The organism is Haloferax marinisediminis (assembly GCF_009674585.1).
Lineage (GTDB): Archaea > Halobacteriota > Halobacteria > Halobacteriales > Haloferacaceae > Haloferax > Haloferax marinisediminis.
The window spans coordinates 1041142-1056226 of record NZ_WKJP01000001.1 but is presented as its reverse complement, the minus strand read 5'-3'; the positions used below and the strand labels follow the sequence as shown (position 1 = coordinate 1056226).

16 protein-coding genes are annotated in these 15085 nt (G+C 54.4%); 7 read left to right on the top strand and 9 right to left on the bottom strand.

Annotated features, from left to right (window positions below):
- Nucleotides 1–228, bottom strand: a complete 228-nt coding sequence (locus tag GJR98_RS05440; RefSeq protein ID WP_151136228.1) for a hypothetical protein — start codon at nucleotides 226–228, stop codon at nucleotides 1–3.
- A 160-nt stretch (nucleotides 229–388) separates the two neighbouring features.
- Here GJR98_RS05440 and GJR98_RS05435 point away from each other — a divergent pair, with 160 nt between their 5' ends.
- Together GJR98_RS05435 and GJR98_RS05430 are read left to right on the top strand one after the other, a co-directional pair.
- A complete protein-coding gene (locus tag GJR98_RS05435) occupies nucleotides 389–1318 on the top strand; it encodes a carbohydrate kinase family protein (RefSeq protein ID WP_151136226.1) in 930 nt (309 codons plus the stop codon).
- Between the two features lie 90 nt (nucleotides 1319–1408).
- Nucleotides 1409–2050 (top strand): class I SAM-dependent methyltransferase, encoded by a 642-nt coding sequence (locus GJR98_RS05430; RefSeq protein ID WP_151136224.1) that lies wholly within the window; start codon nucleotides 1409–1411, stop codon nucleotides 2048–2050.
- A gap of 154 nt (nucleotides 2051–2204) precedes the next feature.
- On the opposite strand, the gene GJR98_RS05425 is transcribed toward GJR98_RS05430, so the two are convergent.
- From GJR98_RS05425 to GJR98_RS05415, 3 genes are all read right to left on the bottom strand, one after another.
- Entirely contained in the window at nucleotides 2205–2999 is a 795-nt protein-coding gene (locus tag GJR98_RS05425) for a BtpA/SgcQ family protein (protein ID WP_151136222.1), read from the bottom strand.
- A gap of 273 nt (nucleotides 3000–3272) precedes the next feature.
- Nucleotides 3273–4301: a DUF4352 domain-containing protein gene (locus GJR98_RS05420; RefSeq protein ID WP_151136220.1), complete on the bottom strand. Its 1029-nt coding sequence runs from the start codon at nucleotides 4299–4301 to the stop codon at nucleotides 3273–3275.
- A 315-nt stretch (nucleotides 4302–4616) separates the two neighbouring features.
- Nucleotides 4617–4922: a hypothetical protein gene (locus GJR98_RS05415; protein ID WP_151136216.1), complete on the bottom strand. Its 306-nt coding sequence runs from the start codon at nucleotides 4920–4922 to the stop codon at nucleotides 4617–4619.
- Between the two features lie 188 nt (nucleotides 4923–5110).
- Here GJR98_RS05415 and GJR98_RS05410 point away from each other — a divergent pair, with 188 nt between their 5' ends.
- Nucleotides 5111–5347 carry a MarR family transcriptional regulator gene (locus tag GJR98_RS05410; protein ID WP_151136214.1) on the top strand — a complete coding sequence of 79 codons (237 nt, stop codon included), beginning with the start codon at nucleotides 5111–5113 and terminating at the stop codon, nucleotides 5345–5347.
- A 21-nt stretch (nucleotides 5348–5368) separates the two neighbouring features.
- Here GJR98_RS05410 and GJR98_RS05405 read toward each other — a convergent pair whose 3' ends face one another.
- Complete coding sequence (locus GJR98_RS05405; RefSeq protein ID WP_151136212.1) at nucleotides 5369–5596, bottom strand: MarR family transcriptional regulator; 228 nt, start codon at nucleotides 5594–5596, stop codon at nucleotides 5369–5371.
- 298 nt (nucleotides 5597–5894) lie between these two features.
- Between GJR98_RS05405 and GJR98_RS05400 the strand changes: the two genes are divergently transcribed.
- From GJR98_RS05400 to GJR98_RS05390, 4 genes are all read left to right on the top strand, one after another.
- A complete protein-coding gene (locus GJR98_RS05400) occupies nucleotides 5895–6536 on the top strand; it encodes a hypothetical protein (protein WP_151136210.1) in 642 nt (213 codons plus the stop codon).
- 315 nt (nucleotides 6537–6851) lie between these two features.
- On the top strand, nucleotides 6852–7859 hold the full coding sequence (locus GJR98_RS05395; protein ID WP_151136208.1) for a hypothetical protein: 1008 nt from the start codon (nucleotides 6852–6854) through the stop codon (nucleotides 7857–7859).
- A 201-nt stretch (nucleotides 7860–8060) separates the two neighbouring features.
- Nucleotides 8061–8327, top strand: a complete 267-nt coding sequence (locus GJR98_RS17445; RefSeq protein ID WP_191965495.1) for a hypothetical protein — start codon at nucleotides 8061–8063, stop codon at nucleotides 8325–8327.
- 109 nt (nucleotides 8328–8436) lie between these two features.
- Nucleotides 8437–8940 carry a cupredoxin domain-containing protein gene (locus GJR98_RS05390; RefSeq protein ID WP_225316367.1) on the top strand — a complete coding sequence of 168 codons (504 nt, stop codon included), beginning with the start codon at nucleotides 8437–8439 and terminating at the stop codon, nucleotides 8938–8940.
- Between the two features lie 66 nt (nucleotides 8941–9006).
- Here the strand turns inward: GJR98_RS05390 and GJR98_RS17930 are convergent, their stop codons facing one another.
- From GJR98_RS17930 to GJR98_RS05370, 4 genes are all read right to left on the bottom strand, one after another.
- Nucleotides 9007–9726: an HU family DNA-binding protein gene (locus GJR98_RS17930; protein ID WP_151136203.1), complete on the bottom strand. Its 720-nt coding sequence runs from the start codon at nucleotides 9724–9726 to the stop codon at nucleotides 9007–9009.
- 1008 nt (nucleotides 9727–10734) lie between these two features.
- Complete coding sequence (locus GJR98_RS05380) at nucleotides 10735–11973, bottom strand: RNA-guided endonuclease InsQ/TnpB family protein (RefSeq protein WP_151136201.1); 1239 nt, start codon at nucleotides 11971–11973, stop codon at nucleotides 10735–10737.
- 327 nt (nucleotides 11974–12300) lie between these two features.
- Complete coding sequence (locus GJR98_RS05375) at nucleotides 12301–13113, bottom strand: IclR family transcriptional regulator (protein WP_151136199.1); 813 nt, start codon at nucleotides 13111–13113, stop codon at nucleotides 12301–12303.
- Nucleotides 13114–13709: 596 nt separating this feature from the next.
- The gene (locus GJR98_RS05370) at nucleotides 13710–14960 is read right to left on the bottom strand and encodes a M20 family metallo-hydrolase (RefSeq protein ID WP_151136197.1); all 1251 of its coding nucleotides are present in this window, start codon (nucleotides 14958–14960) and stop codon (nucleotides 13710–13712) included.
- Between the last annotated feature and the right edge of the window lie 125 nt (nucleotides 14961–15085).

The following is a 15085-nucleotide window of genomic DNA, read 5'->3' as shown; positions in this document are numbered from 1 at the left end:
TCAGTTGATGTATTTCGAGGAGCTGTGGTTGATCCCGATCCAAAGGAGCGACAACACCGTACAAAACAGCGTCACTGCAATCAGGTATCCTCGGAGAAAGGAGACTGAGAGTTCAAACTCGGGGAATGCGCCCGCCAGATTCCCAACGAAGATGAAAATAAACGCTCCGGGCATCAGTATCCCAAAGATCATGAGCACGCCGTGGAGGTCTTCTTGGCTTATTTTCATACCGCTACGTCGAGCGTGGGAGTGTTCAAATCTTCGCTGACCTGTGTTCACCACGGCTTCACCACCCGCCCAGTGACTGCGGCATTCGACAGCCCCCGAAAAAGACACAGGGCACACCAACCCCTGTAGGTTCAAGAAGGCCGACTGCTGAGTACACACAATGTCGTCACTCGATGTCGTAACGGTCGGCAGTGCCGTGATCGACCACAGCTATTCGCTCTCGAACTTGCCGAAACCCGATGGCGGTGCCTTCGCCCGTGAACACACGACCGATGTGGGAGGCGTCGCTGCAAATGTCGCCTCGGGACTCGCTGAATTCGGAAACGACACGGGAGTCATCACACGCGTCGGCGAAGAGACCGCCGCCGAGATCGAAGCTGACCTCCAGGCACGCGATATCGACTGCACGCGGATTCAGTCAGGGGCCGAAGAGTCGTCGTACACGTTGATTCTGCGTGGGCCGGATGGAGAACGAATGATTGTCGCTGGTGGCCAGAGCGTGCCGAACCTTCGACTCGATGATCAGGACATTGAGTACGCAAGCCAAGCCAACGTCGTCTTCACCAGCGCCTACGCTCCCGATGAGGCGGTCTCGAGGCTGGTGACCGCGCGCGAACGCGGTGGGATTTCGACACTCGTCTTCGATCTCGCTGGTCCACTCCCAGAGCTCGAAGGCCGAGGAACGAAACCAGAAACGATCGACCGACTCCTCCCTGTTGTCGATTTATTTGTGGTGGGTGAGGTTGCGGCACGCTCGTATTTCGGTGGCGACTCAGAAGCAGCCATTGCAACACTCACCGAACAAAATACCACTCGTGCTGCGTTCACACGAGGGAAGGACAGAGCACTCCTTCTCGAAGGCGAGACAGTGACCGAAATTCCGGCGTTCGACGTGGACGTGAACGATACGACCGGGGCTGGAGACACATTCACGGCGGGGCTGATTCACACGTGGCTCCTCAACGACTATTCGGCACGGGACGCCGGACGCTTTGCCGCAGCCACGGCCGCACTCAACTGTACTGCGTTGGGCGCACGTGGGTATCTCCCGTCTGTATCCGCTGTCCGTGAGTTCTTGGAGAGTCAGTAGAGGAGAGCAGGTCTGTTGAGATCCTCAATTGGTGATAGTTTGTTGAGACTGTGTTGAACACAGGGCGCGAGTCGGTCGTATGTGTCAGCGATGATTCTTGAGATCCTTATCCATCAGCACATCCTATTTGCCCTACGGATGACCAACACGGAACGCGACTACCACGGCTACACCCCGATGGACTACGATGCGGACAGCGAGGCAGACGAGGTGTACCAGATGTGTCTGTCGTATCTCCTCGCACACGCGCCCATCGAGTCTGACGACATCGTGCTCGACATCGGTACGGGTACCGGCATCGTCGCTCTCGAACTTGCGTCGAAGTGCGACCACGTGTTCGGACGAGACATCTACGGCGAGTGGCTTCGATACGCCCGCGAAAAGGCTGAGCAACGCGGCATCGAGAACGTCTCGTTCGGCCACGGGTCGTTCCGTGACCCCAACGTTGACGAACCGGTGGACGTCATCGTGGCCAGCTATGCCCTCTACATGGCCTTCGACGAAGGGGGCGAGGACGAATTACGCGCCGCTGTCGACGGGCTCGCGGCATTGAATCCGCGTTGTCTGGTCGTGGCCGATAAGATGCGTTTCGGGCAGGTGCAGTCGCCAAGCGAGTACGAGACGCTGCCACCGATGGGAACCGTCGCAAATCTCCTCGTTGAGGCAGGGTTCACGCTCACCGATATCGAGATCATCACTGAGTCAGCCGGTGTCATCATCGCCACCCGGTAGCACCGCCATAGTAGCCTTCCATCGAAAGCACAGCCGTGCGGAGTTTCCGAAACGTGAATGAATCGCAGTCCGTGTGTGCTGAACTCACCCTCTAAACTCAGCACGTCACTCGTGTCAAACTCTGAAGATTCCCACAGAGCTAGGAGAAAGGAATCTACCGAACGGCCTCGACGAGACGCTCGACTGCCGCTTCGTCGACGGGGTTCGTCGTCTTGCCACCCTGCTTGAGGGCCGTTCCGACGATTGCGCCATCGGCGACCGAGAGCAACTCTGGTGCGGTCTCGGGTGTGACACCGCTTCCGATCAACACAGGGACGTCGAGACCGCGAGCATCGCGAGCGTCGACCACCTGCTCGAGCGCGGTCGTATCGACCGCTTCGCCCGTGCCAGTCCCGCTCACGATGATTCCGTCGGCACCGCCGCGTTCGACGAGTTCGCCAACCACCTCATCGTGTGAGCGTTCAGCGAGTGGCGCAGAATGTTTCACGTCGATATCAGCGAGAATGGCAACATCAGCATCGAGTTGCTCACGAAGTCGCAAGGTTTCGTGGGCCATCCCCTCGATGAGGCCCTGGTCAGTCAGTCGGGCACCGGTGTGGACGTTTACGCGGACGAACGCACCGTCCGTTGCAGCGGCGATGCCGAGTGCACTTTGGACGTCGTTCCGGAGGATGTTCACCCCAAACGGCACCGAGACGTGCTCACGAAGCGTTGCAGCGAGTGCCGCGACGTCAGCGACGACGTGGCGAGGCACACGGTCTGGGTAGAAGGGGGCGTCACCGAAGTTTTCGAGCATGATCCCATCGACACCGCCCGACTCGAGTGCTGCTGCATCCTGTCGGAGTCGCGTGCGAATCTCGTGTCGGTCACCGTCGAAACCGGGTGCCCCCGGGAGGGGCGGGAGGTGTACCATCCCGATAATCGGTTTTTCCGTGTTGAATATGTCCATGCCGTGCGTGGCCGTCCAATCGACTTAATCGTACAGATATACCCACACGGGCGCGTGGTGATTCGACGAAAACGCTTCGACTCTCCAGAGGTTGTAGAACCGATTTTGCAATTATAATATTGCGACGGTGAGTTTCGGTACGTTGCGTTAATAGGAGTGTCCAATAGGGAATCTGATCCCCAGACATCAGCTCGAAAGGACAAGATGATTACTGCACCCCTCTGGGGATTGAGTACCTGTCTTTGAACCGAACGTTTCCTATTTTCTAATCATTTACCGAACTTGCCAGAACGTCTTCGTCCCGTCAACCCACACGCTAAACTCGAAGGCCCAGTAGAGTGGGCTCTTGCCTTCCGGAACTTCATATGGTACTTTTCCACGTCGAGTCTCCCCAGATGCGAGTGGGCTTCCCTGCTCGTAGCCACGGTCAAGTGCTGACAGTGCGGTGATGCTCATTGGGTAACTATATCCTTCGCCATCCTTGAGAAGCATCTGAAGGAGCGTCGAGATGTTGAGTTCCTCCGAGGTGTTGTTCGTCGTCGTTATGTCGATAATGACAAACTCGTTTCCTTCGTCAGCCTTTGCGAATGAACCGAGACTCGTTTCTGTCTCAATACCGTTGACCGTTACGACTGTCTCGTTGAATTTCACGGAATCTCCGGGTCCGTACATATCGACCTGTAGATTCTGCTCTAGCTCCGCGATACTGTCTGCCGACTGAGCGAGGTCAATTTCGACACGGGAGAATTTAAACAGCGAAACGGCTTGGAAATCGAACTGCATGATGAGTCCTGAGGCGTCTTTTGGAACCTCGTAGACGATGTCGCCTCGTGAAACTTCTCCAGGCGCAATTTGCCCTCCATCGAGGTTTTTCCCCGTTGACGCGAACGTCTGGTCGTAGGTGTAGTCCTCGTCATCCTTGAGCCGCGTTTGTAGAAGCCCCGAAAAGCCGATAAACTCGTCCGACGTGCGATTCTTGATTGCGAGATCGGCGACAACGTAAGTTTTCCCAGAGTCCGCTTCCTGGAACCTACCGATTTTCTCGGTCTTCTCAACTCCTTTGACGATCATCGCGAGAGTATTGTCTTCCACCACTTCGCCTATCTTCGCCTCCGCGACCTGTTCTGTCGGCGTCTCAGTCTGCGTTACCGTCGTTCCCTCTGCCCTACCTTGATTCCCGCTCGAATCACCGTTTGTCGTTTCCGGGGTGTTCGTAACCTGTTCGGGCTGTTCGTCACTCGTACATCCGGAAAGACCAGCGAGCGCCCCACCACAGAGTCCAATGTAATGTCTCCGGTTCATACGGTCCACAAGATGTTTCTCTGCAATAGTTATTCAATCAGTAAATAAACTAATTGGTCACTAGAGAGGTCGATTGAAATTCCTCACATGATGGGATTTGAATACGGAACGGCATGGTTAGGAGCTATTCTAACTCACAGTCGTGTATTTCAATTCGTTCTGGCAACCCCATTTTCTCACACACGGGACACTCCCCTAACGTCGCCGGCAACTCCTTGCAAGTCTCCAACGCTGCATACAGATGTGCTTGCACCTCAGGCTCGTTAGTTCGCGTCAGCGCTTGTGTGAGGTGCATTTGTAACTCTTCGCGGGCGCTCATGCGTGAGTCCCCTTGCGCTGTGCATCTACACGGAGTCCAATGTGTGCAAGCTGGCCGATTGAGGCCCATCCGCGCTTCTGAGAGACGAACGCCTGCCATTCGCGAAGAGGCCGTCCATCAAGTGGCTGGTAGAGATCAAGGGTGCGGCCATTGGAGACGACGACGGCGTCGGCTGGGCGGTAGTAGTGGTGTGTGAAGCCCTCGTTGTCGACGCCGAGAGAGAATGAGCGTGCGAGGGCGTTGGTGAGTTGGCCGGCTAGCGATACGGTACGCTCTTGTGTCGCGGTGTGCGTAGTTGACATTGGCTTTCTTGCCTCAATCGAGAAGCCACCGGTCGCGTGTTACAGCACGCGGCCTTTCTGCGAAAGACGAACCCAGTGCTTCTCAGTTACAACTACGTTCTTGAGCGGCTTAATACTATGCATAATGCATAGTTAGTTTGCACATTTACAATGCCATTCTTTATAGCATACACACATCTAGCAGGAGCATGAGTGGCTCAAACCTCACTGGGACAGACAAAGCAATTCTCGACGTGCTCAAACGAGGACGTGGTGGCGAAGATCCGTGGGGAATTGCGACGAAGGGCTATCTCGTCGACGAAACTGACTTCTCACGAAACAGTGTGTACAACCGCCTCGAAGTACTCGAGGCCCGTGGCTACGTGAAGCTCATTCATGAGCCAACGCGACTCTTCGAGTTCGTGAGTGATCCACGAGAAGAGTAAGGAGGGGAAATCGCTCAGCTACTACAATTCAGATGCATCGACGTCCCCAGACAGATAGCCGAGGCCTTTGTCTGATATTTCGTATTTTCCTCGTTCAACGCGTGTCACAAGTCCCTTCTCGACGAATTCTGACAAGCGTCTATTCACATGGGAACGATCGAACCCAGCATTGAATGCAATAACAGTAGGCGTTAACACGAGACCGGAGTCACCCAGTATCTCTAGAATCTGATCATCCGTCGGCTTCATCCAATCCCCCCGTTTGCGCATACAGACCCAATTCAGAACATCCTGTTAACAGAACCGATATATTAGATAATAATCACTGAAATGTAGACAACAGTCACTAATTAGTGACCAAATTGAAGTAGTTAGACTGAGTCGAATAGGATAACGACTCACTGGATCACCTGGTCCTCTCAGAAAGGACCCGTGTTAGAGCACGGATCCGGTGCGGTCAAAGGCAACTCAACCGCATGTCACCGAACACACCACCCACGCAAAAAGGTCTCGTCGCACAGCCACCCCGCACTACGGAGGGCCACGAATGACCGAGTCCACCATCGAGGACCTCGCTGCCCGGATTGACAAGCTCGAAGATCATGTCGATGCCCTCGAAACGGATAACCAACAACTCGAAGACACGGTCGAAGCCCAAGCCGCGACGATTGAGTCCCAACGCGAACGACTCACCCAATACAAAACCCGTGTTCAGGAACTCGAAACCAAACTGGACTCGGCAACGGACCACCGCAAGCATCTCCAACAGCGCCTGCACGCGCTGGAGTCAGAAGATACCACGAACACCGAAGTCAACAAACCCACGTCCCCACTCCACCAACTCATCCGCCTCCCCCCGAAAGCCGTCTCCAAACTCACTGCCAACCAGGAACGCGCCCGGTTCATCGCCAAGGACATCAAAGAATACGCGACCAAGGTTCCCGCTGGCTTCGCACTCGATTCAAGTACGATTCGCACAGTTCTGCACGCAAAGGAGGGCCGGACACCCCACACCCAGACTGTCTCGCGCGTCATGGACTTTCTCGATGATTTCGGGAAGGAGTCCGTGAAAATCGTGAAACGCCGTGGAACCAAGCGTGTCATCTTCACCGAGCACGCAGTTTCAGAACTCGCGGGGACATCGCCAACGTCGCGGAGTATCACAGACGTTGTGATGGGGTGGCGTTGAGAGGCGTGTGATAGCCGGGAGAATATCGGACTCTTCCCCATAGGTCGTCGACAACCAGCACGGTTGAAGACGGTATGATGAGCAACAGCACTGGAGAAAGCCCCTCTGTGGATAGGAGTAGTTGAAGAGATAGAAACGAGTTTGCGGTGGGGAGTCAGACGAGGGATATCACAACGGGTGTGATTTCTACGTGCGAGGCAACAGCCTGATTTATAAAATCACAATCAGATTCGGGCAACAAATAACCACGGAAGAACTGTCGAACGGGCTATACTTAGTAAAAAGTACATAACGCATCATGTTCTCTACGTTGATATGTTAGGAAGAAGGAAGCTATTGGCAAGTGTAATTGGAATGGCAGCCATTTCAGGATGCTCAGGAGGCGCTACATCCGGTGGAGGCTCAGGCTCAAGTCAAAGCTCAAACCTGCCTGACCTCGGGGGAGGGAGTTCACGATGTGAACTGGACGACGCGCAAAGTGCAATCACAATCAGCGTTGAAGCGATAACTATGCGGCTACCCGGTGATTTGAGCCGTGAAAACGTATTAAACTCGTTAAACTTGGAAGATCCGCCCGATGAAGACGTCAAAATTTATCAAGAAAAGTACGACAATTCTCCAGCGACATATGTGGTCCTCGTATGGGGATCACCAGACATTTCTGAATTCCGGAAATCGATTGAAGAATCGACAGAACTAGAGCCAGACAAAATCCGACCTGGCCTCGGACCGAGGTTGACCGAGCAATTCCAATCAAGTTTTATAACACATATCAGAGACCAGGTTTCGCTGGATGAAGACCAAATAGCTGTCACGGAAGGAATTCAAGATTCTGAACAGCGATTCATTTTCACGGCAACTAAAGATGTCTCCCCTGCTGTCCCGCTATTAGAATTAATAGAGCTTCGTCACGTTACAAAACTGTCGAGTGACAGAACTGTAGTAGAGACAGAACCATTGTTATCTGCCAAACATATCGACAACAGTCAAGGGTTCGAATTCACGTACGTCGGCGAGTACGATATGCCAGTTCTCATGACCTATCTAAATGACTTGGGAATTGACGTGTTGAGGCAAGCACTCAACAATTTAGATCGAGACTCGCGACCAGTAAAACTCAGGTCGTGGTTACAGTTTGTAGTCGATGGCGAAGGGATGAATAGAATGGGTATTAGTGAAGAATTCGAGCAAAAGATTAGGAGTGAAGACTGGGACGGTGGCGTTCCGATTCTCCTTCGAAGTATGTCACAGCAAAAAGAGATTCTCACAGCTGCTGGATTGCCACTCGTCCCAATGGGGGCCTCGTTCGATACCTGCAACTAGTGTGACATCCTCCCCTCCGTGACAGGCATATCGAGACCGTGCGGGGTTTGGCGACCCTTCCGCTTCACTGAAGTCGGCTTTCCCGCCGAACGTTGACCCGGAGAAGTTGGTACGCGCTCCGTCGAAGCTCGCCTTTCTGAAGGATGCGCCCGTGCGAAAATTCACAAGCGGAGACATGAAGTCATCCCGAAACTCGGAATCATGAAAATTGGCGCTCCCTTCGAAAGTGGCTCCCCGGAGTTCAGTCTCGCAATCGAAGGTGACGTATTGAAGCCGCGCCGAATCCGTGACCGAGACTGCCCGGAAATCGACGACTCCAGCCCGCACCGTGAGGTTTTTCCAGACCACGCGCTCAATCGTTGCCCCGAAGAACGTCAGCCGCTGATCACCGAGGTCGAGTTTGTCGATGTCATCCCCGAAGCAGAATTCACCAAGTTTTGCACCGACGAACTGGAGGGCTTCATTTGAGGTAACCGCAGATTCAGAGAACGTCGATCCGCGATTTGGGTACGTTCAGACTGCAGCAGAAGCTCAAGGAGGAAACGAGCCACCAGTCGAACCCGACCATACCATCCAGTTGAACATCCAGCCACGCGAAAACGTGGAGATTCCGGAGTTCTTCTTCGAGCCCACGGGCCTCCACATCGAACCTGGTGACACGGTGAAGTTCAACGTTGCAACACCACACCACAATATCAACGCGTACCACCCTCGTTTCGGCTACCGCCAGCGCGTTCCAGAAGAGACGCCACCGTACTCGTCGCCGGTGCTCACTGCAGGCGACGCCTGGTACTACACGTTCGAGACTGAAGGAGTCCACGACATCACGTGTGCCCCCCACGAACTCTTCGGGATGGTCGGCCGCATCGTCGTTGGTTCGGCAACCGGGCCTGGTGCAAACCCGGTCGGTGAAGCACCCGGTGGCGAGCGCGCACGACCACCCGAATTCACGGCCGGAACGGTGCTGAGCGACCCCGCGTTGGCCCCTGAGAAAATCGTCGAGAAAGGAAGTGTGAGTTGGTCGGACGTCGCGGCCGAAAACAAGAAGTTGCTCCTCGCACCGGTCAGCGGCCACGAATAAGCAACCCGTTAGCTCCTGAACGGCCCTCTCTTCTGCAGAAGTGTCTCGACGGGATTATAATCCCAATTAGTTGACCGATTTCGAGAGCTCAGCACCAGCCTTGAATTTGACCTCGTTCTTGGCTGGAATCTTGATTTCTTTCCCGGTCTGTGGATTCCGACCCGTCCGCGCAGACCGCTTCGAGATACTGAACGACCCAAACTCGCCCAAGGAAACAGTATCGCCGGTGACCAGCGCGTTGGCCGTTGCAGTGACGAATGCATCGAGCGCTCGCTTCGCGTCAGCTTTCGAGAGCCCGCTGTCAGCGTCACGTCTCTCGTGTTCACGTGCCAGTTGCTCTGCGTCGACCACGACATCACCGTCGTGACACCGGTAACTGGACGGATTCCGATGCTCGTCACCCACCCCTGGAGTGAGGTCGAGGGCAGTCGCAAACTTTGGGCACGGTTCGAAGCTAAACGACGAACGGGTTGTGGAATCGTTTCGTCCCGTCCGTGCAGATCGCTTCGAGATGCTGAACATCCCAAAACTGACCACGGTGACACTCTTCCCTGCTATGAGTGCCTTCGTCGTCGTAGAAAGGAGGGAGTCTACTGCTCTCTTGGCATCGGCCTTTGAGAGACCGGACTCGGTTGCAATCGCCTCAACCAGTTCTGGCTTGCTCGTTGCCACAGCTGGCCCTGACATGCCTGTCAGTCCGAGCCCAAGCAGAAGCGCTGTAGCACTACTCTTTCGGAGCACGTCTCGACGTGAGAGTGTTCGTTTTTGTGTGTTACCAATACTCATGAATAGCTAGCTACTGGGAGTACTGGCAAAATCATAAGTATATCTGAATTTCCGGTTACACGATATTCCACCCAGAGTTGAATCCGTTGTGAGACCAGATGTGACGGCTTCCGTAGCGTGAATCAAGCACCCTGTCGACCCTCACGTTCGTTGGCGCACTCTTCGTCGTGCTTGCGCTAATCCGTCGCCGGCAGTGGCGGACTGACTCACGACTTTTCTGTTTGTGTTTGGCCTGAACGCTCCGTGGTGCGAGGTATAACGAGCATATGGTCGATACACCATGGAGCGGTTCGACTGGTCGATTCCAGCTTCAGACAAAGACCGATTCACTAATCTCGAAAGCAGCTCAACATATCGCGAAAGCGCTTCGTTAGCCGTGGGAGAAGTCGCCCATTTTGAAAGAGAGCTTGCCTACTCGAAGGATAGACATTGTGCAGACAGTGGTCGAGTATCTACGTATTCTATAAACATACAATAAATTACCAATTAGCCAAACAACCAGAAATCCTATAATAAGTTACTCTCTTCAGAGTAGGTAGTTATACTCACCATCGACTGCTTTAGCCACTAAAAACCCAAGTCTAAGCGGCTCACAGTGCAACCTGTATTCATCAAGCAGCCCCAAACCCCCCATAATTTGGATAAACCATATATTTCCACTATATTCGGGAAAAGCAACTAATTTAGACAGAAGAACACCACAATTGAGTACATGAAATTAGTCTATAGCCAATATTTAAATCTCAGTCCTATTTACAGAGCGTCATCTGAGTTACAAGATGTATGAATACCAACTATCTTTAAATTATGTCATATAGCCGTTCAAAAACGGAGAGACGGTGCGCATATCCTGGTGGGAACCGCGGGTACGTACCGTCGACGCGTGGGCGTCTTCTTCGAGCAGTGCGGCGAAGTCCGCAAAGTAACCGACAAGCCGTGGGCAGCGTCAATTGCTTCGAGTAAGCGACCACGCCCTGAAGGGCGTGGCATTCAGCATGGACTCCCGTTCTAACTGTGTAACACAGTAGACGAATACTCGCCGTTCACGTTCAACATCCCGCTGTTCAAGCGCACGCCTACGGGTGCGCCTCCACGCCCAGACTTTTGCTGGTCGCGGAGATACTTCAGGCCGATATTCTTCGCCGCGTTGTAATCCGCGTGAACATCGTACCCGCACTTCAGACAACCGAACACATCCTGACCATTCTGAGTCGGCCTATTATCCTCGTGGGTGAACCCACACTTTGAGCAACGTTGACTCGTGTACGCTGGATTAATCTGCTTCACCACAAGTCCTTCCGACTCGGCCTTGTACGTGACGTATTCGAACAAGCGGTGGAATGCCCACTTGTGAACCGCTTTTGCGTGCGGTAGGCGTTCGCGGATGCCTTTGAGTTGCTCGAACACGATATGCGTACACTCGTTCTCAAGGGCTTCCTCTACGAGTTCGTTCGAGACGGTGTGGAGCATCTGCTCGAAGCGTCCGGTTTGCTTTCGACCAACTCGTTGGACGTTTTCGTGCGCCCACCGAGTCCCGGTTTGTTGCAGCGAACCTCGGCGCTTCTCGTACTCTCGGTGCCAGTGGTTGAGTTCGCTACCGCTCCAGAAACGTCCGGTTGAGATGGTTGCGATGTTTGTGATGCCGAGGTCAACACCAAGGACGGAGACGTGCTTGGCATCGCCTTGTCCGGCATCATCGTTCTCCACGGCGGGCTTTGTCCGCACATGAAGGTAGAAACAGTCCTCAACATCATCGTAGTGGAGCGTTGCTCCTTTTACCTTGTAGTCGTCGTTGAACAGGTACGCTGAATGGGGCGTGTCACGCTGTTCGTCGGGCAGGACGAACTTTGCGGTGACTCGCCCGTCAATCGTAGCGAGTGTGGCGTGGTCGTCGTTGACGGTGACGGTTCGAGCGTCGTAGCTAGCGAACCGTGACGTGAAGTGTGGCTTCGAGGCTTTCTTGCCTTGTTTCCATCGTGCGACGACACCATCGACTGCTTCTGCGGCGCGGTTTCGTGCGGCTTGCACGAGGTTCGCCGGAAGCGGGGAGTCGTCTCGAACATCGTAGTAGGTCAGGTTGTGGAGTTTTTGTTTGCTGGTAAGTTTCCAGTCTGGTTCCCACGCGACGTCTACGACGTAGTTGGCGGCGTCGAGAAAGTGGTCGGTTGTCTGGTGGAGGAGGTCAGCGGCACTCTCGTCCACATCGAGTTTGATGGGCACGGTTCGAGTGCTTAAATCGCCCACCATCTGTATTTCATATGTAGACGCTTGTATTTATAATAGCACGGATTGGCGTGAGGGGGGAGTCGGCCTGCCTACACACGTGGATTGTGTAACGGGTTGTCGGCTTCCTCCCGCGCCTAAAGTCGCGGGTTTCCGCCTTGCGTTCATTACGAGCTTCAAGAGAGTTCGTCGAGTAACTACTTATCCGATTGAAATTACATGTGTATTGATGTAACGGAAACGCCGTTCTGAGATGAAGATGAGAATGTCGGCTTCCTCCTCGAATTTCTGTGAAGCCCATTACAAGATTACAGATGTCATGGGTACTGAAGCGAGACGGCTGGTGATCAGTCACCGGGTCAGATTCGAACTCCGCACGGCCATATTCATATTCACCTCGATGACGTTAGCCGTGCTCGTGACCATCCCGGGAATCACGTCGTGGAACTGGTCACCTTTCATTCGGCTAGTGGGGGCGGAGACACTCAGCGCACCGAGTACAGTCCCGTTTCGGTCCCGAATCGGTGCACCCACGGCACGGAGTCCCTCGATCTCTTCTTCGTCGTTACAGGCGAAGCCGCGGTCGCGAATGGTATCGAGTTCATCGAACAGTTCCTCACGGTCGGTTATCGATGCATCCGTCTTCTTGGGTAACCCGTGACGGTCGATGATCTCTTCGACTCTGCTGCGAGGGAGATATGCGAGGATGGCTTTGCCAGTCGACGACGTGTGCAGATTGTCCGGCCGTTGTGTCTTCGACCGCTGGTATTCACCCCCAACTGCCTGTTCACCACGCACTTTGAACAGACTGATTCTGAGGCCGTGTTGTTCAGTCGAGAGATGTGCATATTCGCCCGTCTTCTCAGCGAGAGATTCGACCTCTTCTTTGCCGACCTGGTACAGGAGCTGTTGGTTACGAACGTACTCCCCGAGGAGGAGAAATTGGAGACTGAGGTGATACGTGTCATCTTCTTTCACGACGAGGTTGTTCTTGCTGAGTGTTGCAAGATGGTTGTACACCGTACTTTTCGAGATATCGAGATGCTCTACGAGATCGGCAGCACGCGCCCCGTTCAACTCTTCGAGTGCCCGGATGACGTTGACCGACATATCGACCGTGCTCAAGGTTCGAGATGGGGCGTCCGTGTTTGGGCTTTCGGTCATAGCATGTCAACTAGTACCATCCGGTTTAGGTTTTCCGGATATATTGCAACTAGGTCGTAATCACACTATATACTGTATAAACGTCTGTACTAGCACTCAACAGTAGTACACCGGAGACCGTCGCTCATCGAGACACCGAGCGCTACGACGCGAAGAACGCCAGATACCAACGAATTATCCGGGTCAGTCCCGACAACTCTGCGTACACACCGTGAATGTAGATGTACCCACACGAACGCATACAGTGTCACATCTATGGAATCGATTAAACCGGCCTATCGAAGGAGAACAGGTACCCACCAACGTGGAACCCGGTGTACTGTCGACAACCGACCGCTGTATTTAGTGACAATGACTGGCGTTCGACCCACAACACGAGTGCTACGGGGAATGTGAAATCGAAGTCCGCTTGTAGAGGCCACGCAGCGTGAATCCAGTCATTTCGAAATCAATGCCGCTCCCGGCTAAGACCATAGCAGTGGCCCAGAATCGTTCGAAATCGGCTTTTTGAGATGCCAGAGTTCGGGATGTCACATATCAAAACATCCCTCTCAAGGGCGGAAAACGACAGACGAGATAGCCGCTGGCAGCGAGGTCTACGCTTGTGCGAGGCGTGCGAGTGTTCCGGCAAGCACAGTCGTCGCGGTTGCGCAATCGGCCCAGTCCGTCCATTCTCGCGGGTTGTGCGAAATTCCATCACGAGACGGCGCGAACAGCAACACGGTGTTGGTGACCGAGGCGACGTTTGCAGTATCGTGCATCGCCGCAGAATGCATCCGCTTGAATTCGATTCCCGCCTCGGTCGCAGTTTGTATCGCGGCTTCGACGCAGTCGTCGCTCATATGGCTCGGTTGCTGGTCACGATAGCGGTCGAACGTGGTCTCGACTGGCTGTGCAGTCTCAAGTCGTGTCAGGCTCTGTTCGGCACGCTCGGCGATCGTGTTCATGGCCTGGTAGTCGACGTCTCGAATGTCCATCTGCAGTTCGACAGCACCGGGGACGATGTTTCGGGCATTCGGAGCCACTGATAACTGTCCAATCGTGCCCACAGCAGTCGAACTTTCGGCGTCAACGACTGCTTCGGCCGCATGGCGGAAGTCGAGGACGAATTCACTTGCTGCAACCAGCGCATCGCTCCGCTCGTCCATCGGCGTGGCACCGGCGTGGTTCGCCTCGCCGACAACTTCAGCCGAGCAGGTGGTGATTCCGGTAATCGCATCGACGATGCCGATGGCTGCCCCTGCGTCCTCTAAAACCGTTCCCTGCTCGATGTGGAGTTCGACCCACGAGTCCCATGATTCAGCTGCAATCGTGTCTGAGCCCAGGAAGTCGATTGCACGAAGGTGCTCTTCGAGTGAAGTTCCCTCGCTGTCGCGGAGTGAGAGTGCTTCTTCAGTCTCACGCTGTCCCGTCGTGACAGACGAACCGAGCAACCCGTGTGAGAATCGTGCACCTTCTTCCTCGGTAAACGAGACGACCTCGATTGGTCGGGTGAGTTCGATATCGGCTTCTTGGAGGGTTCGAACGGCTTCGAGTGCCGCATAGACACCTAGCGGCCCATCGAAGATACCGCCGGTGGGGACAGAGTCCAGATGACTCCCAGCCGCAACTGGTGCTGCACTGGGGTCGGCCGTCTCGGGGACCCATCGACCGGCGATGTTTCCAACCGCGTCGACCCGCACGTCTAGGCCAGCAGCGTTCAGTTGCTCGACGAAGTACTCACGGGCCTTTCGGTCTGCCTCACTCCCAGTCAACACAGTACGGCCGATTCCCTCCGACGCGTCGATATTGCCAAACTGGGCGTTGGTTTCGATGTCCTCACGGAGTCGCTGCTGGTCAACCTGCATGTTCTGGTGAATTCAGAAATAATTATTAATAACCTTTGGGTATGGTGGCAGTTTCTACGGCCACCCAGTTCCGTTCAGCAGTCCGAGGTGTCGATTTCGTGGCACCTCGAACACCCAGTGCAACC